This is a genomic window from Flavivirga amylovorans (genome assembly GCF_030540875.1).
GTDB lineage: Bacteria > Bacteroidota > Bacteroidia > Flavobacteriales > Flavobacteriaceae > Flavivirga > Flavivirga amylovorans.
The window spans coordinates 99,260-117,063 of sequence record NZ_JAUOEM010000008.1 but is presented as its reverse complement, the minus strand read 5'-3'; the positions used below and the strand labels follow the sequence as shown (position 1 = coordinate 117,063).

The window sequence follows — 17,804 nt, the reverse complement described above, 5'->3', positions numbered from 1 at the left end:
CTAACTAACAACCGATTCAACCAATTTTATACATTCCATAGCTTCTTTAACATCATGAACTCTTAAAATTGAAGCTTGTTTTTGTAAAGCTATCGTGTTTAAAACACTTGTACCATTAAGAGATTCTTTAGCCGAAGTGTTTAAAGTTTTATAAATCATAGATTTTCTGGAAACACCAACTAATACAGGCTTTTCAGTCATTTTAAAAAGCTCAAGTTTATTTAGTAACTCATAATTCTGTTTTAATGTTTTGGCAAATCCAAATCCAGGATCTATAATAATATCAATAATACCTAATTGTCTTGCTGTTGCAATACGTTCTGAAAAATAAAAGAGGATGTCCTTAATAATGTCATCGTAATCGGTTTGTTGTTGCATGGTCTGTGGAGTTCCTCTCATGTGCATCATAATGTATGGTACACGCAAATCAGCAATAGTTTGCAACATATTATTATCTAATTTTCCTGCGGAAATATCATTAATTAATGCAGCTCCGGCTTCTATACATTGTTTTGCTACATGACTTCTAAAGGTATCTATAGAAAGCAATACCTCAGGAAATTCTTTTAAAACTAAACGAACAATAGGTAAGATTCTTTTTAATTCATCAGCTTCGCTAACATGGTCTGCATGAGGGCGCGAACTGTATGCCCCAACATCAATAAAAGTAGCTCCTTCATTAAGCATTAATTCAACATGCTTTAAAATATCAGAGTCATTTTTATGTTGTCCGCCATCGTAAAACGAATCTGGTGTTATGTTAAGAATTCCCATCACTTTTGGCGATGTTAAATCAATGAGTTTTCCTTTACAGTTTATTGTCATTTATACCGTTTTGTAAGGTGTTTGTACTAAGTTTAAAACTTTAATACTGAAACTTTGATGGTTAAACTTTTTTATGCGAAATTTACGCAAAATACATTTTAATTCATGCAAGATACTTCAAAACAATATGATGCCGTAATTGATACGTGTAAAAGTTTATTTATTAAAAAAATGTCGGATTATGGTAGTGCATGGCGCATATTGCGTTTACCATCACTTACCGATCAAATTTTTATTAAAGCACAGCGTATTAGGGGGCTTCAGCAAAATGATGTAAGAAAGGTGGATGAAGGTGAAGTTAGTGAATTTATTGGTATTATAAACTACTGTATTATGGCATTAATTCAGTTAGAAAAAGGCGTTGTAGAACAACCAGATTTATCTACTGAAGCAGCTACCGAATTATATGAAAAACAGGTCGCTATTACAAAAAAACTTATGCAAGATAAGAATCATGATTATGGAGAAGCATGGCGTGATATGCGAGTGAGTAGTTTAACCGATTTAATTTTACAAAAATTACTACGCGTTAAACAAATTGAAGATAATTCAGGAAAAACTTTAGTAAGTGAAGGCATTGATGCTAATTATCAAGACATGGTTAATTATGCGATTTTTGCACTAATTCATTTAAAAGAAAAATAATTTAATAAAAACATAAAGTAAAAGGAATGAAGATTTTAGTAGGCATATCAAGAGTATTTGTTGGTGTTTTATTTATCATTTCTGGATTGATAAAACTAAACGACCCCTTAGGGTTTTCATATAAACTACAAGAGTATTTTAGTGCAGATGTTTTAAATATAACGTTTTTAGAGCCGTATGCATTATTGGTTTCTGTTTTTGTAGTCATTTTTGAAGTTGTTCTAGGCGTGTTTTTACTTATAGGATATAAACCGAAATTTACCATTTGGAGTTTGCTAGGAATGATTGTGTTTTTTACATTTTTAACATTCTATTCTGCATATTTCGATAAAGTAAAAGACTGTGGCTGTTTTGGTGATGCTTTAAAACTAACACCATGGGAAAGCTTTACAAAAGATTTGGTTTTACTGTTTTTTATATTGATTTTATTTTTTGGAATTAAACATATAAAACCTTTGTTTAATAAGCTATTAACAACAGTGATTGCATTATTAGGTTTTATTTTTAGCCTTTGGTTTGGCTATCATGTATTGGAGCATTTACCTGTTAAAGATTTTAGAGCATATAAAATTGGAGCTAATATTCAAGAAGGAATGAGTGTTCCTGAAGATGCTGCAAAACCTATTGTAGAATATAGCTGGAAATTTAATGTCGGTGGAGAAGAGAAGATTGTAACAACTAATGGGTCTTACCCATCAGTTGAAGGTGATTTTGTTAGTGTTGATACAAAAGTGATTCAAGAAGGTTATCAACCACCTATTTACGATTTTTCAATAGAAAGTAATGATGGTGATTTCACTGAACAGTTTTTAGCAGAAGAAAATGTTATCGTTATAGTGTCCTATAGTTTAGAGAAAATAGAAAGGCAGGGAGCTGTAAAATTAAAGAGTTTATCTGAAGAAGCTACTAAAAACGGTTATAAAGTTATTGGTTTAACAGCGTCTGGTGAAGAAGCCAAACAACATATTAAGGAAGCTTATGGAATTGATTTTGAATTTTATTTGTGCGATGAAAAGGCCTTAAAAACAGTAGTACGTTCTAACCCTGGTGTTTTGGAAATGGATAAAGGAACGATCAAACAAAAAGTACATTGGAATGACATCGAAGATTTAGAGTTGCCAAAGGTTGAGAGAAAACCAGAACCCGTTAAAAACGATGGTGTTTTGTATATGATTGATGGGGAGCATTTAAAAGAAGGAGACTTTGAAGCTTTGGAACTAGAAGAAGAGGATATAGAGGAAGCTTATGTTTTAAAAGATAATCAAGAATTTTTAGATTCAATAAATGCGGTTAATAATACTAATTATAGTGGCTTTGTTGAGATAAAACTTAAAAATAAAGACGTAATTTCAACTAACAACTAACAACTAACAACTAACAACTAACAACTAACAACTAACAACTAACAACTAACAACTAACAACTAACAACTAACAACTAACAACTAACAACTAACAACTAACAACTGATAAGCTATTTACTAAATAAAATCATCTATGCTTTACTCACACTATTTGGAGTAGTTACTGTTATTTTCTTTTTATTTAATGTACTTCCTGGAGATCCAGCTCAAATGATGCTAGGACAAAATGAAGATAGTGAACAACTGGCTATCGTCAAACAAAAATACGGATTCGATAAACCTATTAGCGTTCAGTATTTCTATTATTTAAATGATTTGTCTCCTATTTCATTTCATTCAAATAAACAAACGGATTATACCTTTTTAAGAGAAGGTAAATATAGTGGAGCTAAATTATTTTCAGTAGGCAATACGACCACTATTTTAAAATTTCCTTATTTACGGGAATCGTTTACTAAACAAGGTAAAAAAGTCAGTCAAGTTCTTGCTGAAACATTACCCAATACATTTGTACTGGCTGTTACTGCTATAATAATTGCTATGATTTTGGGGGTTCTTTTAGGTATTGTTTCTGCACTATACAAAGATAAATGGTTAGATAAAACCATTCAGATTTTTAGTACTTTAGGGATGAGTATTCCATCATTTTTTAGTGCCATTTTGTTTGCCTGGTTTTTTGGATATATACTACATGAGTATACAAATTTGGAGATGACAGGAAGCTTATATGAATTAGACGATTTCGGTGAAGCCATGCATATTAAATGGAAAAACTTAATTTTACCCGCTGTTGTATTGGGAATTCGGCCGCTGGCTGTAGTTATTCAACTTATGAGAAACTCCTTATTGGAAGTTTTTAATCAAGATTATATTCGAACGGCAAGAGCAAAAGGGTTAAGTGAATTCCAAATTATAAAAAAACACGCTGTTAAGAATGCTTTAAATCCTGTTGTTACAGCCATATCTGGTTGGTTTGCTTCCATGTTGGCTGGAGCTGTTTTTGTAGAATATATTTTTGGTTGGAATGGACTAGGAAAGGAAATCGTAAATGCTTTAAATACATTAGATTTACCTATCATTATGGGTTCAGTGCTAATTATAGCGTTACTCTTCATAATTATTAATATTTTTGTGGACTTAATTTATGTATGGTTAGATCCAAAAGTAAAGCTGCAATAATTGATATATGAAAAAAATAGGCTGTATACTTATATTATTAATCACTTTATTAAGCTGTAAAAAATCTCCAACACAATTTTCAGAAGCAGCTTTAAACGATATATTTATTACTCTAGAAGGCGATTCTATTCCATTTAAAGATATTTTAGAAGCTCATAAGGGAAAAACATTAGTGATCGATGTATGGGCTTCGTGGTGCAGTGATTGTATAAAAGGAATGCCTATAGTAAAAGAATTACAAGCCGAGCATAAGGATGTTACTTATATCTTTTTGTCCTTAGATAAAACTCAGGAAGCCTGGAAAAAGGGCATTGAAAAATATCAGGTTGAAGGTCTCCACTATTTTATAAAATCTGGTTGGGATGGTGTATTTTGCGATTTTATAGACCTAGATTGGATACCTCGCTATATGGTGGTAGATGGCAATGGAACTATTAAGTTATTTGAGGCTGTAGAAGCTGATGATATAAGAATTAAAGAAAGTTTATAATAATTAATAAAGTCCTTTATTTTAAAGGTTTACATTAAAATGAGAAAACAAATTGTAGCAGGAAACTGGAAGATGAATAATGATTTATCACAAACCAAATCATTAATCGATGCGTTGAAAAGTAAAACCAAAACTTCAAATGCAGAGGTCATGGTAGCACCAACATTTACTAATTTATCCCATGCTTCCAGCGTATTAAAAAATACGAATGTAGAAGTTATTGCACAAAATATGCATTTCGCAGAAAATGGTGCTTATACAGGTGAAATAAGTGCGAGTATGCTTAAAAGTATCGGAATAGAAACTGTTATTTTAGGACATAGCGAGCGTCGTGAGTATTTTAATGAAACAGATGAATTACTTGCAAAGAAAGTAGATGCAGCATTAGCAAAAGGGATGCGCGTTATTTTTTGCTTTGGAGAAGAGTTGGCCGATAGAAAATCTGGAAACGAAGAAACGGTTGTTGGAAACCAAATTAAAAATGCATTATTTCACTTAAATGCAGCCTCTTATCAAAATATCGTATTGGCCTATGAGCCTGTTTGGGCAATAGGTACAGGTGAAACTGCTAGTCCAGAGCAAGCACAGGATATGCATGCTTTTATAAGAAAGACATTAGCTGATAAATACGGGGATAATGTAGCTGATGAAGTTTCAATTCTTTATGGAGGTAGTGTTAAACCTGCAAATGCAGAAGAAATTTTTTCTAAACCAGATGTAGATGGTGGTTTAATTGGAGGAGCTGCACTTAATGCAGACGACTTTTTTGCCATTGTAAACGCATTTTAGATTAAATAGCTAGACTTAAAAATTTATATTTAAGGGTATTTCATTGAATTCATAAATTTAGTGAATACCCTTTGTTGTTTCTATATAAAAATGATGAGTAATTCGATATTAAAAACAACATTGGAATAATTTAAATAGTTTCAGAAAAACAATTATTATAGTATTTACATCTATCTTTGCAGTTGAAAAAAATCGACGATGTCAAACATTATTTATATAGGTTACGAGTTTACAGTAACTCCATTACAACCAGGTGTAGAAATACTTATAGCTGAATTGGGATATTCTGGTTTTGAAAGCTTTGTTGAAACAGAAACAGGGGTTACCGCGTATATTCAAAAAGAAGAATGGAACGAATCGATACTTGAAGATGTGCAAATTTTAAATTCTGAAGAGTTTGAAATCAGTTTTACTTTTAATGACATAGAGCAAACCAACTGGAATAAGGAATGGGAAAAGAATTTTAATCCTATTATTGTTGATGATATGTGTTCGGTTCGTGCACCATTTCATGACAAACCAAACACAAAGTTTGATATTATTATCGAGCCAAAAATGAGCTTTGGTACGGGGCATCATGAAACGACGCACATGATGATACAACACATTTTAAATAATGATATGACAAATAAATCTGTTTTAGATATGGGGTGTGGTACAGGAGTATTAGCTATTTTGGCAGAAATGAAAGGTGCAAAACCTATTGATGCTGTAGATTATGATAATTGGTGTTATTTAAACAGTATAGAGAATGTAGAACGTAATAATTGTAAGCATATTACAGTTATTGAAGGAGATGCATCGGTTTTAAAAAACAAAAAGTACGATATTATTATAGCCAATATTAACCGAAATATTTTATTGCAAGATATGGAGACTTACGCATCTTGCTTAAATAAAAATGGCACTTTATTTTTAAGTGGGTTTTATAATGATGATATTCCTATGATTATCGATGAATGCGAAAAGCATTTGTTAAAATTTGAAGAAAAATCAGAAAGAAACAATTGGGTTTCTTTAAAATTTTTAAATTAGTATAAAAATTGAAAAATGAGCACTAGAGAAAAAACATCAGAAGCGTTACTACTTGAAGAAGAAGTATCAACTCAAAATGAAATTGTTTTGTTCAATGACGATGTTAATACATTCGATCATGTTATAGAAACGCTTATTCATGCATGCGACCATACTGCAGAACAAGCAGAACAATGTTCACTGATAGTACATTATAAAGGAAAATGTACAGTTAAAACAGGGCTATACGACGATTTAAAGCCACGCTGTTCGATGCTTGTTGAAGCAGGGTTAAGTGCTGAGATTATCTAATAAGATATTTCTATTAACTACTCATTCTACCTATTGCACAACTAACAAAGGATTTAGCTTTTGTTGTTAATGCATTTCTTTCTCCAACAATAGGATAGCCTATTTTATACAACAATTGTTTGGCTTCCAATAATGTTTCTTCGTTTTCATAAGAAAAAGTAACAGTGTTTTCTTCATTATTAGTTGTTACATCACTAACATGTTCTATATCCGATAACTTATTAGTAATTGTATTAGAACAACCACCACATTTAAGGTTTTGTATTTCTAAAGTTATGTTCATTTTTATAAAGTTGATGGGCAAATAAAAACTGTAGTTGGTAAATCTGTGTTTTTAATTGCACCAAACCCACCAGCAATGTCTATGACATCAAACCCTCTGGCTTTTAAAATAGATGCAGCAATAACCGAACGATATCCACCTGCGCAATGTAAATGGTAGGTTTTAGTTTTATCAATCGCATTCATATTTTCATTAATGTAATCTAAAGCAAAATGCTGTACAGAATCACTATCTAAATGTCCAGATTTGTATTCGCCATCTTTTCTAACATCTAGTATATTAATCGAATCATTTTTAAAACGGTTGGAAAATTCATCCGCAGATATAGACTCAATAGATTCAATGTCTTTACCTGCGCTTTTCCACGCATTAATGCCGCCTTTTAAATACCCCAAAGTATTGTCATACCCCACACGAGATAATCGAGTTACTGTCTCTTTCTCTTTTCCATCTGGTGCAACGAGTAGTATAGGTTGCTTTAAATCGGTGATTAAAGCACCAACCCATGGTGCAAATCCGCCATGTATTCCAATAAAAATAGAATTTGGAATATGGGCTTCTACAAATTCTTTTTCAGTTCTAACATCAAGCACTAATGCATCTTCTTGATTTGCTATAGCTTCAAATGCTTCTGGTTCGAGTTCTGTATCTCCTTTTTGTAGAATAGTCTCAAAATTATCATAACCAGATTTATTCATCATCGCATTTTTAGCAAAGTATTGTGGTGGTGGTGGTATACCGTCTAAAACTTCTTCAACAAACTCTTCTTTTGTCATATCTGCTCTTAAAGCATAGTTCGTTTTTTTCTGATCTCCTAAAATACCAACCGTTTCTTTACTTAAACTTTTTCCGCAGGCAGAACCAGCGCCATGAGCGGGATATACAATAATATCATCAGCCAGTGGCATGATTTTGTTTCGTAAAGATTCATATAGCATACCAGCTAAATCTTCTTTTGTTAAATCAGATTTTATTGCCAAATCAGGACGACCTACATCTCCTAAAAACAAGGTGTCTCCACTAAAAATAGCATGATTCTTTCCTTTTTCATCGATTAAAAGAAATGTTGACGATTCTAAAGTATGACCAGGTGTATGTAATACTTTAATAGTAATGTTTCCGATTTTAAATGTCTCATTATCTGTTGCTATATAAGCATCATATGTTGTTTCGGCTCCAGGGCCAAAAACAATAGTAGCACCAGTTTTTTTTGCTAAATCGACATGACCAGAAACAAAATCTGCATGAAAATGAGTTTCAAATATATATTTTATTTCTGCATTTTCTTTCTTTGCTTTGTCTACATATTGCTGTGTTTCCCGTAGTGGATCAATAATGGCGACTTCTCCATTAGATTCTATATAATAAGCTCCTTGAGCTAAACATCCTGTATAAATTTGTTCTATTTTCATAATCTATTTTTAATTATAGTGTAAACAGAAATTCTTTTAAATTAAAACATTTCAAAATTACGAATCCTAAATGGATCACTTTGTGACTTATGTCACATTACAACTACTTAAGCTCTTTATAAATAATATAAACAGCCATTATTAAAACAAAAAAGCCAAAACTTTTTTTGAGTTTTTTTCCACTTATAAATTTTGATATAAATACACCTAAAATAATACCTACTATAGAAATTAAAGTAAAAGAAAGAAGAAATAGCCATTCAATTTCTAAAGTTTGAACATCTCCTATAAAACCAATTAAAGAATTAATAGTTACAATAATTAAAGAGGTTCCTACAGCTTTTTTCATTGGAAGATTAGCCCAAACTACCAATGCAGGTACGTATAAAAATCCTCCACCGGCTCCAATAAGACCTGTTACAGTTCCAATAATCAAACCTTGAATAAATGTTTTATAATAGGGTTGGGGGGGGATAGCACTACCATTATTTTTTTCCTTTTTTATCATAGAAAACGAGGCTAATATCATGATGATAGCAAAAAATATCATGATACCCATTTCTTTAGTAAGGGCATAATCACCAAAACTAAAAATGGTGTCTGGAATACCAGGTACTAAATAGCGTCTAGATAAATAAACAGCAATGAATGATGGGAATGAAAAGGCAAGCCCGGTTTTAAAATCGACTAATCCTTTTTTATGTTTTTGATATGTACCAACCATAGAGGAAGTCCCTACTACAAAAAGGGAGTATGCAGTTGCAATAACTGGATTATAACCTAGGAGATATACCAATAATGGTACGGTGAGTATAGAACCTCCGCCTCCAATTAAGCCTAAAACTAACCCAACAATTAATGCTCCAATGTATCCTAAGAGTTGTGTGGAGTCCATTTAGTGAGGGAGTTTGTCTTTTAAAACTCCATAAATATATGTGCCTAAAATGGCTGCGATTATTACAACGATCATGCTATAAACACCAGTGCCTAATAGGATGTACATTGGACCAGGGCATGCTCCAATAAGTGCCCAACCGAATCCAAAAATAATACCGCCTATTATATACCTAGTAATTCCTTTTTCTTTTTTGGGAACAAAAATATCGGCTCCTTTTATACTCTTTACAATCCCTCTTTTTGAAATTTGAAGAAATAAGATCCCGGAAGCAATAGCAGTACCTATAATACCATACATATGAAATGATTGAAATCTAAACATTTCATATATTCTATACCATGAAACAGCTTCAGATTTTACTAAAACAATTCCGAAAAAAATGCCAACTAATAAAAATTTTAGATATTTCATGATTTAAAAGATTAAGGGTAAAATAAAATTAGTCATGATTAATCCGCCAATAAAAAAGCCTATGACGGCTATTAGTGATGGCTTTTGTAAACTACTAAGACCAGTTATAGCATGACCAGAAGTACAACCACCAGCATAGCGTGTGCCAAAACCAACTAATAAACCACCTAAAATTAAAAGGAGTAATCCTTTAGGAGATGTTAGTGCTTCAATGCTATACATTTCATTGGGAACTAATGTAGCTCCAGAATTTTCAAATCCCATATTTTGAAGCTCAACTACAGTGGCTGGATTTAAATCGGTCAAACTATCATTAGATAGATAGTGGGTTGTTATAAAACCACCAATAATGGCTCCCAAAACAACAATTAAATTCCATATTTGTTCTTTCCAATTAAATTTAAAAAAAGATGTTGTTTTTCCAGCTCCTATAATTGAACACATGGTTCTAAGGTTGGAAGACATACCAAATGTCTTACCGAAATAGAGTAACAATGCCATGACTAAGGAGATTAATGGACCAGATACATACCATGGCCAAGGATTTAAAATGTATTCCATTTTTACTATAATTTTATTACAAATGTAGAGCTAAACTAAAGGAAGTTTTGTAATAAATGTTACTTATTACTGGTGGCTAAATTTGATTGTTTGTTTTGGACAGGTTTGTTGAGGAAAGCTATGTTTAAGAAATAATAATTACAAAACTTCAATTTTATTCCTGCTAAGTTTTATTTTATTTTCGTTTTCAAATTGCTTTAAAAGCCTGGAGATAACAACACGAGATGTATGCAGATCTTCTGCGATATCTTGATGCTTGGCTATAATAGTTTTAGAGGTGTGAAGTTTAACTTTATTAACTAGGTATTTATAAAGCCGTTCATCCATTTTCATAAAAGCAAGATTATCTATAGCTTCTAGCATTTCATCAAAACGGGTTTGGTAACTTTCTAAGATGAAATTTCTCCAACTTTCATTATTATGAAACCATACTTGCATGTTTTGAACGGGAATCATGATAAGACTTGAATCTTTTTCGGCAACAGCTCTAATTTTACTTCTAGAAGTCCCCATACAACAGGTTAATGACATTGTACAAGTTTCTCCTGCTTCTAAAAAGTAAATGAGTAATTCGTTACCATCATTATCTTCCCGAAGTATTTTAATATTTCCACTTAATAAAAGCGGTATATACTGTAATGGTTGATTAATATCGATAATAATATCATCTTTTAAAAATGTTCTTATAGTACCCACTTTTTCAATTTCACTGATAAGTGTGTTATCTAAAATATGATTAAATTTTTGATATAATAATTCCTTTCCCATATTCAAAAGTAATGAATTACAAATTTGGAATAAAAATTTGGTGATGTTTTAATAAAAATACTATATTTGCAGCCACAAAAAAGGCCACGTGGCGCAACTGAATAGCGCACTTGATTACGGCTCAAGAGGTTGCAGGTTTGAATCCTGCCGTGGTCACGAATAAATAGTTCAATTAAGAAAAACGCCAAGCTTGCTTGAGCGTTTTTTTGTTTGTACTATTTTCAAAGCGGAGCTTTGTCAGGATGTTCTTTGAAAGTCCTGTCGAGGTCACAAAATAAGTTCTATTTAATTAAAAACTCCACAGTTTATCTAAACTGTGGAGTTTTTGTTTTCAGTTAAGTTCATTAAAATTCATTTTATGTTACTCTTTCGTTATATAATTATTTAAAAAAATCATTTATGACTTATCAATTGAATGAAATTCTCTTCAATATTTTCTGTACATCTATATTATCTTTTTGGGGAATCAAATAACTTTTTAAAGTTTCACGTGTGGTTACTTGTTCTGATTTATTAATAAAACCATAACCTAAATAAACATTATTTTCGATAAGAACAAATGCTTCTTCTTCAGAATGGCGTCCTTTTTCTTTGATAACTAAGTTTTTAGATTTCTCAAGCGTATGCTTTATACCATTTAAAACACGTTCATTGTATTTGTAACTAGGCTCATTTTCAATACAAATACCATGACAAGTTTTAATTTTGTAATGTGAACAATGAGAGACACCTTCTTGCAAATGACAGTATTTGGGGCATAATTCAAATTGAGTACAGAGGCGTTCTAAAAATTGTCTGCAATCTGTTATATTATAAAATATGAATAATGGGTTTGGTGTTGCTTTTAAAGTATTATAAGCTAAATGAATGATGCCGTTTCTGTCCTCGAACATAGTAATACCATAAGCTTTTGTGTTTCTTTTGGACGCTTGATTATATTCTGGAAAGTATTGTTTTATAGCGGCATCTTCCATAAGAAGAGCGATAAGCTCACTACCAGATAATTCAAAATCGATGTCAGCGGTTTCTCGACATAAATTCAGTTCCTTTTCGGTCTTGTTGTAAAAATGACCTAGGACGCGTTTTTTTAAGTCTTTTGCCTTTCCAACATAAATGACTTTGCCTTTTTTATTCTTAAAATAATAAATACCTGCTTTGCTGGGAATATCATTAAAAACAGAGCTTGGTAAATGGGGAGGTAGTGTGGCTTCTTTTGATGATTTTTTAAGAAAATCGTTGAATACGTTTTCAGCATTTTCGGCATCTAATAATTTTTTGAAAAGTATAACGGTAGCTTTGGCATCGCCTCGAGCTCTGTGCCTTCCGTTTATATCTATATTTAGTGCCTTGCAGATTTTTCCTAAGCTATAGGATTTGTGTCCAGGAATTAGTTTTCTAGAGAGTCTTACTGTACATAATTTTTTTCTTCTAAAATCAAGATCAATGTTTTTAAACTCATTGCGTATTATGTTATAATCAAAATTCACGCTATGAGCAACAAAAATAGTATCTTCTGTAATGGCTAAAATATCTTCTGCAATCTCAGAAAATGTTGGAGCATTTGCTACCATGGCATTATCAATACCTGTTAAAGTAGTAATATAAACTGGAATAGAAATTTCGGGGTTGACTAAGGATGTAAATTCATCAATAATTTGTGTGCCATCATATTTAAAAATAGAAATTTCTGTGATTTTATTTCCTTCGCCTGTCGTTTCAACATCTATTATGGTGTACATTATTACCGTTTTTCTAAAGCTTTTAATTCAACCCCTAAATCGTTAAACATATTAATAATACTGCTTATTTTTAGTTCATGTTCATCATATTCCTGAGTATTGATACTACAAGTAAACTCCCAAATTTCAAGAACTTCATTCATAGGGACACTAAAGTCATGATACATTTTATTATCAGATATTAAGAGTAGCGAATTATTAAGCTCTATGTTATTTATCACTCTTTTATAAACCATACCATCATTAAGAGTTACCAATATGTAGGTTTTTCCACTTTTTATATCATTTCTATCTTCAATAAAACGGCCAACAACATAAGAGCCACTTTTCATGGGTAACATAGAATCTCCTTTTATAGGAAAGGCTCTATGTTTTCCTGTGGGTAAAAATGGAAGCTTAATTTTCTCTAAATGTTCAATATACTCTGGGTCATCATAACCAGCTAAATACCCAGCAGATGCTTTTATAGGAACCACTTCTATTAAGTTATTATTATCGTTATCTACAGTAATAGGAAACAAGACTCGTTGGTTACCAACTTCAATAAAAGATGTATCCGTAGCTTTTGTTAAGTCGTTACGTAATAAAATATCAATGGGTAATTTAAAATAATCTGAAATTAAAATAAGCATCTCAATAGTAGGAGCAGAGCGTCCTTCTTCATAAGAGCTAATACGCGAACGAGGTACTTGTAGGTTATCTGCCAGATTTTCTTGAGTAAGTTCCTTTAAATGTCTTAAATGCCGAATGTTTTTTGATATTATTTTCATGATGCTACAAATATAAGCAATAAATGCTTAATAATGTAGCTTTGATTGTAGCGTGAATAAAAAAGTCTATTACCATGGATAAAAAAACTATTAATGCTGTTCTTGGTATAGTAGATATTGTGTTAAATATGCAATCTACAGTTTTGGTATTTTATAACATGTTTTCGCTATATCGATGGTGTTTTTGTGTACTGGATCCGTAATAATCGGCACAAAAATTTATTTGAATAAAAAACTTTGCACAAAAATTGATTTACAAGGTTTTGTATTTTATTAATTATGTTTCTGATGATTTCTTTATATGAATATAATATTTGTAGTTTTTAAGTTTTATAAACGTATGTAAGATTTGAATGAATTTTTATATCCACAGATTTTAAGTTAAAATTTTATGAGCCATAAGAATAGAATAAAAGATCCTCTAGTTACCTTATGCCGATTGGATTAATTTTAAAATTAAATTAATCCAAAGCATTTTTAGTAATAAACCATCTCCAGCCAATAATTGCCATTTGTAGCTTATTCGCTTTTGCTAAGTCTAATCGTTGTTTTGAATAACTTGGTAAAACTATTTTATTAACCTTCGCTAAAAATTTAAATACTTGCTTTTGCATTTTATAAAAATAGTAAAACTTATTCTAGACTAAGTTTTACATTTAGTGAAATTTATATAATTGAGATAATAATTAATATTACATCCATTATAAGTTTGGCAAGTGTGATCATATTTTCAGGTTTTAAGGGTTATTAAATAGACTATTTGTATCAATGTTTACTGAAGATATATATTTACCCATATGTTTACCAAACGTTTTAATGAAAATCGATGAAATTAAATATAAATTTGTAAGTGATAAAATGGAATTGATTACCATGTTTAAGTGACTTCCTATATGAAAGTTATATTATGTAATTAATATTCGTATTTTTTGTTTTAATATTTAACAATTGTAGAGGTGTTTTGAGTGTTTTTTCAATTGTCTAGAGGGAATTTGCTTTAAAAAAGATGTTTTTTATCAATTTCATCTTTTTTTAATTATAAAACATAAAAAAAGACACTCAATATCGAGTGTCTTAAAATCATATCATTTGCTATGATTATTTTATTCTTTTTTAGTAATAATTTTTATAACGCCATTTTTACCTTTTTCTCCATATTTTTCAATAGCTACATCTCCTTTTATAACATTTATATTTTTAATATCATCATGGTCTAATTCCTCAAAATCTAATTTTTTAACTTCTTTACCATTTACAATGTATATTGGGCTTTTACCTTCGCTATTATAAATCGCCATTTTGTTAGTGGTTTTTGTTTTATTCTTTAAGGCATCATGACTTAAGATTATTTTATTTTCTTCAACGATTTGTTCTGTTTCAACTTCATGCTCTGTTTCATGTTCTACTTCGTCTTCATCTACTATTTCAATTTCATGTTCTATTTCGATTTCATCATTATCATGAGATTTATGTGTTTTGGGTTTTCCTTTTTTATTATAAACGACATATTTCTGATTTTTCGATACATTTCCTATAGATATATTTTCCCTCTTTTTATCAAAAGTAATTTTTATTGGTTTTATAGGAGCATTGGAGTTAATATTATAATTAGCATTAGAATGTTTGGTTTCAACGTTAATCTTTATCGCTATTATTTCCCCACTGCTATTGCGTTTAACACCTTTAAATTTAATTGTAATATCTTTCTTTTTTAATTTACTAATGAGGTTATCTAAGTTAGTGTCGGTAAAATCTTTAGTTATAACGATGGTTTCAGTGTCTTTTTTAGCAATTGCAATTTTGATGACATCATTACTTAAAGTGTCTTCAGAAATTTTAGCTTTGTTGATATAAACTTCTTTTGTATTAAAGCTCATTAAAAACAGGGTTAATATTGGAATTACTATAGCAAATTTGAACTGATTAATTTTTTTTGATTTTGATTTGTGTAACATAACGATTCGTTTTTTGATTAATGAATTATAAAAATTATTACTTAAGGCCATTTGATGAGATGGCATGCTTGTTTTAAGTAAAGTGTATTGATAATCTTTCTTGCTTTTTGTTTTGTTTATAGCAGAATTGTCGGCTAAAAACTCTAGATTTTGTCTTAAATCTTTATTGTATAACCATACAAAAGGATTGAACCAGAGTGCAATACAAGAAAGTTGTGCAAATAATATATCTATAGAATGGTATTGTTTTACATGTACTTTTTCGTGTGCAATAATTTGATCTAACTCGGTTTTATTAAATTGATTTGGATTGTAAACAATCCAGTTAAAAAAAGAAAATGGGGAAACATTTGTATTGACTTTTACAAATCTAAAATCACCATGTTTTACATTTTTATCTTTTAAAATTAATACATATAATGAAGCTAATTGTATAATAAAACGAATAGAAAAGATAAGAAGGCCTACTAAATAAACCGTAGGCAAGTAATCTAAAATATTAAAAGCCTTTTTTACATTTTCAACAGGAGTATCTCCAAAATTATAATTTGATATAAAAGTAGGAACCTGTTCAATATATATTGGAATTACTAGAAAAGGAATAATAAACGAACTTATTAAGCCAGATAAAAGAAACACTCTATTCGATTCGAAAAAAGTATCGCGCTGCAAAAAAGCTTTGTAAACGATATAAAAAATAGTAATAACGGCACTAACTTTTAATAAATATTCCATGGTTAGTTATTTTTTTTCAATGAGTGCAATAATCTCTTTAAGCTCTTTTACACTAATTTTTTCTTCCTTGGCAAAAAATGACACCATATTTTTATAAGAGTTGTTAAAATAATGGTCTATGGCTAAATTCATATACTTTTTCTTATAAACCTCTTTACTAACAATGGGGTAGTACTGATGAGTTTTGCCATAAGCATTATAAGATACGTAGCCTTTATCTTCTAGATTCCTAATGATTGTAGAAAGTGTATTATAATGTGGTTTGTCATTTTTTATTTCAGCGAGTACATCTTTTACAAAAGCTTTTTCCAGCTTCCATATTATGTGCATGATCTCTTCCTCTTTATTTGTTAGTTTTTCCATTGTTTACGCTATTTTTTCCTCAAATAAGGAAATCTTGTTACTAATTTTGGCGTTACTTTTTTAAGTTTGATTTTCCAACTTATTTTTATTATTAACCAAAGTACTAAACAAATCTATAACTATTTTTATAGTTATACAACTAAATTAATAGTTATTTAACTATATTTAAAGTTTTTAATAAAATTTTTCACTTTTCACTTTCAATTTTTCGCTACCATTTACACTATCTTCGCAAAAAAATATTTTATGAGTATACTTTGGGTCATCCTTGGTTTTACATTATTAGTAATAGGAGGTGAGTTTCTTGTGCGTTCATCTGTAGCTTTGTCATTTAAGTTTAGTATATCTAAAATGGTCATTGGTATGACGGTAGTATCTTTTGCAACCTCGGCACCAGAACTATTAGTGAGTGTACAAGCAGCATTATCGGGATCGCCAGCTATAGCAATTAACAATGTTGTAGGGTCTAATATTGCAAATATCGGATTGGTACTAGGTGTTACAGCTATGGTAGGGACTATAGCCGTTGATAAGTCATTTTATAAGCTTAATTGGCCAGTTATGATGGTTTTCTCAATAGTGCTCTATTACTTTCTTAAAAATGATAATGTTCTCACAGCTAAAGAAGGCGGGATTTTATTTGTAGGTCTTATTATCTTTTTATATACATTGATTAAAAAAGGAAGAAAAGATATAAGTGTAGAAGATGTTGATGATGCTTTAGCAGTTGTTTCTAATTTTAAAATAATTCTTTGGTTAGTCATAGGAGCAACAGCCTTGTATTTTGGAAGTGAGTGGTTAGTAGAAGGATCAAAAGACATTGCACGTTCGTTAGGTGTTAGTGAAGCGGTTATAGGAGTTTCTTTAATAGCGATAGGTACCAGTGTACCAGAATTAGCAGCATCTGTGATAGCTGCAGCAAAGCAAGAAAAGGCTATTTCTTTAGGTAATTTAATAGGTTCTAATATTTTTAATATAGCGTCGGTTTTAGGTCTAACAGCTATAATAAAACCTATTACGGTTACTGAGCCTCAAATATTGTCCCATGATATTTTTTGGATGTTGGGTTTTAGCTTTATCTTAATACCAATAATATTTTTGCCGAAAAAATTACAAATCAGCAGGGCAAAAGGATTCTTTTTAGTATTCGCTTATGGTGCCTTTATGTTTTTAATATTTACCAGAGGATAGAGTACAAAGTATATTTAAACGTAGAACTCATTTAGACTTTCAATTTGCTAAAAAATGGCTGTTTTCAGCTCTGTTTTTGTTTTTTTTCCTTCCGTAGCTCT

General features: G+C 30.6%; 20 protein-coding genes and 1 tRNA gene. 9 read left to right on the top strand and 12 right to left on the bottom strand.

The window, feature by feature from the left end; genetic code table 11:
• Window positions 1-825, bottom strand: coding sequence for a dihydropteroate synthase (gene folP / locus Q4Q39_RS18975; RefSeq protein ID WP_303284153.1), 825 nt, complete (start codon window positions 823-825; stop codon window positions 1-3).
• Between the two features lie 105 nt (window positions 826-930).
• Here folP and Q4Q39_RS18970 point away from each other — a divergent pair, with 105 nt between their 5' ends.
• The 7 genes from Q4Q39_RS18970 to Q4Q39_RS18940 all read left to right on the top strand — a co-directional run bounded on the left by Q4Q39_RS18970 (window position 931) and on the right by Q4Q39_RS18940 (window position 6,617).
• Window positions 931-1,470: a DUF1599 domain-containing protein gene (locus tag Q4Q39_RS18970; protein WP_303284152.1), complete on the top strand. Its 540-nt coding sequence runs from the start codon at window positions 931-933 to the stop codon at window positions 1,468-1,470.
• Window positions 1,471-1,496: 26 nt separating this feature from the next.
• A complete protein-coding gene (locus Q4Q39_RS18965; RefSeq protein WP_303284151.1) occupies window positions 1,497-2,834 on the top strand; it encodes a BT_3928 family protein in 1,338 nt (445 codons plus the stop codon).
• Window positions 2,835-2,935: 101 nt separating this feature from the next.
• Window positions 2,936-4,012, top strand: a complete 1,077-nt coding sequence (locus Q4Q39_RS18960; protein ID WP_303284186.1) for an ABC transporter permease — start codon at window positions 2,936-2,938, stop codon at window positions 4,010-4,012.
• Between the two features lie 7 nt (window positions 4,013-4,019).
• Complete coding sequence (locus tag Q4Q39_RS18955; protein ID WP_303284150.1) at window positions 4,020-4,502, top strand: TlpA family protein disulfide reductase; 483 nt, start codon at window positions 4,020-4,022, stop codon at window positions 4,500-4,502.
• Between the two features lie 39 nt (window positions 4,503-4,541).
• Window positions 4,542-5,291, top strand: coding sequence for a triose-phosphate isomerase (tpiA, locus tag Q4Q39_RS18950; protein ID WP_303284149.1), 750 nt, complete (start codon window positions 4,542-4,544; stop codon window positions 5,289-5,291).
• 198 nt (window positions 5,292-5,489) lie between these two features.
• Window positions 5,490-6,326, top strand: a complete 837-nt coding sequence (gene prmA, locus Q4Q39_RS18945; RefSeq protein ID WP_303284148.1) for a 50S ribosomal protein L11 methyltransferase — start codon at window positions 5,490-5,492, stop codon at window positions 6,324-6,326.
• Between the two features lie 15 nt (window positions 6,327-6,341).
• The gene (locus tag Q4Q39_RS18940; protein WP_303284147.1) at window positions 6,342-6,617 is read left to right on the top strand and encodes an ATP-dependent Clp protease adaptor ClpS; all 276 of its coding nucleotides are present in this window, start codon (window positions 6,342-6,344) and stop codon (window positions 6,615-6,617) included.
• A gap of 13 nt (window positions 6,618-6,630) precedes the next feature.
• Here the strand turns inward: Q4Q39_RS18940 and Q4Q39_RS18935 are convergent, their stop codons facing one another.
• The 6 genes from Q4Q39_RS18935 to Q4Q39_RS18910 form a co-directional block, all read right to left on the bottom strand.
• The gene (locus tag Q4Q39_RS18935) at window positions 6,631-6,900 is read right to left on the bottom strand and encodes a heavy-metal-associated domain-containing protein (RefSeq protein ID WP_303284146.1); all 270 of its coding nucleotides are present in this window, start codon (window positions 6,898-6,900) and stop codon (window positions 6,631-6,633) included.
• Between the two features lie 2 nt (window positions 6,901-6,902).
• Complete coding sequence (locus Q4Q39_RS18930) at window positions 6,903-8,312, bottom strand: MBL fold metallo-hydrolase (RefSeq protein ID WP_303284145.1); 1,410 nt, start codon at window positions 8,310-8,312, stop codon at window positions 6,903-6,905.
• Window positions 8,313-8,415: 103 nt separating this feature from the next.
• Window positions 8,416-9,207: a sulfite exporter TauE/SafE family protein gene (locus Q4Q39_RS18925; RefSeq protein WP_303284144.1), complete on the bottom strand. Its 792-nt coding sequence runs from the start codon at window positions 9,205-9,207 to the stop codon at window positions 8,416-8,418.
• Window positions 9,208-9,621, bottom strand: coding sequence for a DUF6691 family protein (locus Q4Q39_RS18920; protein WP_303284143.1), 414 nt, complete (start codon window positions 9,619-9,621; stop codon window positions 9,208-9,210). It lies immediately after the preceding gene.
• 3 nt (window positions 9,622-9,624) lie between these two features.
• Window positions 9,625-10,182 carry a YeeE/YedE family protein gene (locus Q4Q39_RS18915; protein WP_303284142.1) on the bottom strand — a complete coding sequence of 186 codons (558 nt, stop codon included), beginning with the start codon at window positions 10,180-10,182 and terminating at the stop codon, window positions 9,625-9,627.
• 138 nt (window positions 10,183-10,320) lie between these two features.
• Entirely contained in the window at window positions 10,321-10,950 is a 630-nt protein-coding gene (locus Q4Q39_RS18910) for a Crp/Fnr family transcriptional regulator (RefSeq protein ID WP_303284141.1), read from the bottom strand.
• Between the two features lie 82 nt (window positions 10,951-11,032).
• On the opposite strand from Q4Q39_RS18910, the gene Q4Q39_RS18905 reads away from it, so the two are divergent.
• Window positions 11,033-11,106, top strand: a tRNA-Arg gene (locus Q4Q39_RS18905).
• Window positions 11,107-11,357: 251 nt separating this feature from the next.
• Here the strand turns inward: Q4Q39_RS18905 and Q4Q39_RS18900 are convergent.
• From Q4Q39_RS18900 to Q4Q39_RS18880, 5 genes are all read right to left on the bottom strand, one after another.
• On the bottom strand, window positions 11,358-12,692 hold the full coding sequence (locus Q4Q39_RS18900; protein WP_303284185.1) for an exonuclease domain-containing protein: 1,335 nt from the start codon (window positions 12,690-12,692) through the stop codon (window positions 11,358-11,360).
• A complete protein-coding gene (locus tag Q4Q39_RS18895; RefSeq protein ID WP_303284140.1) occupies window positions 12,692-13,459 on the bottom strand; it encodes an XRE family transcriptional regulator in 768 nt (255 codons plus the stop codon). The genes Q4Q39_RS18900 and Q4Q39_RS18895 overlap by 1 nt, the downstream gene beginning before the upstream one ends.
• A gap of 461 nt (window positions 13,460-13,920) precedes the next feature.
• The gene (locus tag Q4Q39_RS18890; RefSeq protein WP_303284139.1) at window positions 13,921-14,073 is read right to left on the bottom strand and encodes an SsrA-binding protein; all 153 of its coding nucleotides are present in this window, start codon (window positions 14,071-14,073) and stop codon (window positions 13,921-13,923) included.
• Window positions 14,074-14,562: 489 nt separating this feature from the next.
• Entirely contained in the window at window positions 14,563-16,149 is a 1,587-nt protein-coding gene (locus Q4Q39_RS18885) for a M56 family metallopeptidase (RefSeq protein WP_303284138.1), read from the bottom strand.
• A 6-nt stretch (window positions 16,150-16,155) separates the two neighbouring features.
• A complete protein-coding gene (locus Q4Q39_RS18880) occupies window positions 16,156-16,512 on the bottom strand; it encodes a BlaI/MecI/CopY family transcriptional regulator (RefSeq protein WP_303284137.1) in 357 nt (118 codons plus the stop codon).
• Window positions 16,513-16,758: 246 nt separating this feature from the next.
• Between Q4Q39_RS18880 and Q4Q39_RS18875 the strand changes: the two genes are divergently transcribed.
• Entirely contained in the window at window positions 16,759-17,703 is a 945-nt protein-coding gene (locus Q4Q39_RS18875; RefSeq protein WP_303284136.1) for a calcium/sodium antiporter, read from the top strand.
• The last annotated feature ends 101 nt before the right edge of the window (window positions 17,704-17,804 follow it).

Excerpts from the sequence above, each read along its gene's own strand:
- Q4Q39_RS18935 (WP_303284146.1), bottom strand. The coding sequence starts at position 6,900 with ATGAACATAACTTTAGAAATACAAAACCTTAAATGTGGTGGTTGTTCT.
- Q4Q39_RS18955 (WP_303284150.1), top strand. The coding sequence starts at position 4,020 with ATGAAAAAAATAGGCTGTATACTTATATTATTAATCACTTTATTAAGC.
- Q4Q39_RS18940 (WP_303284147.1), top strand. The coding sequence starts at position 6,342 with ATGAGCACTAGAGAAAAAACATCAGAAGCGTTACTACTTGAAGAAGAA.
- prmA (WP_303284148.1), top strand. The coding sequence starts at position 5,490 with ATGTCAAACATTATTTATATAGGTTACGAGTTTACAGTAACTCCATTA.
- folP (WP_303284153.1), bottom strand. The coding sequence starts at position 825 with ATGACAATAAACTGTAAAGGAAAACTCATTGATTTAACATCGCCAAAA.
- Q4Q39_RS18910 (WP_303284141.1), bottom strand. The coding sequence starts at position 10,950 with ATGGGAAAGGAATTATTATATCAAAAATTTAATCATATTTTAGATAAC.
- Q4Q39_RS18915 (WP_303284142.1), bottom strand. The coding sequence starts at position 10,182 with ATGGAATACATTTTAAATCCTTGGCCATGGTATGTATCTGGTCCATTA.
- Q4Q39_RS18875 (WP_303284136.1), top strand. The coding sequence starts at position 16,759 with ATGAGTATACTTTGGGTCATCCTTGGTTTTACATTATTAGTAATAGGA.
- Q4Q39_RS18930 (WP_303284145.1), bottom strand. The coding sequence starts at position 8,312 with ATGAAAATAGAACAAATTTATACAGGATGTTTAGCTCAAGGAGCTTAT.
- Q4Q39_RS18880 (WP_303284137.1), bottom strand. The coding sequence starts at position 16,512 with ATGGAAAAACTAACAAATAAAGAGGAAGAGATCATGCACATAATATGG.
- Q4Q39_RS18885 (WP_303284138.1), bottom strand. The coding sequence starts at position 16,149 with ATGGAATATTTATTAAAAGTTAGTGCCGTTATTACTATTTTTTATATC.
- Q4Q39_RS18965 (WP_303284151.1), top strand. The coding sequence starts at position 1,497 with ATGAAGATTTTAGTAGGCATATCAAGAGTATTTGTTGGTGTTTTATTT.
- Q4Q39_RS18890 (WP_303284139.1), bottom strand. The coding sequence starts at position 14,073 with ATGCAAAAGCAAGTATTTAAATTTTTAGCGAAGGTTAATAAAATAGTT.
- Q4Q39_RS18970 (WP_303284152.1), top strand. The coding sequence starts at position 931 with ATGCAAGATACTTCAAAACAATATGATGCCGTAATTGATACGTGTAAA.
- tpiA (WP_303284149.1), top strand. The coding sequence starts at position 4,542 with ATGAGAAAACAAATTGTAGCAGGAAACTGGAAGATGAATAATGATTTA.
- Q4Q39_RS18920 (WP_303284143.1), bottom strand. The coding sequence starts at position 9,621 with ATGAAATATCTAAAATTTTTATTAGTTGGCATTTTTTTCGGAATTGTT.
- Q4Q39_RS18925 (WP_303284144.1), bottom strand. The coding sequence starts at position 9,207 with ATGGACTCCACACAACTCTTAGGATACATTGGAGCATTAATTGTTGGG.
- Q4Q39_RS18895 (WP_303284140.1), bottom strand. The coding sequence starts at position 13,459 with ATGAAAATAATATCAAAAAACATTCGGCATTTAAGACATTTAAAGGAA.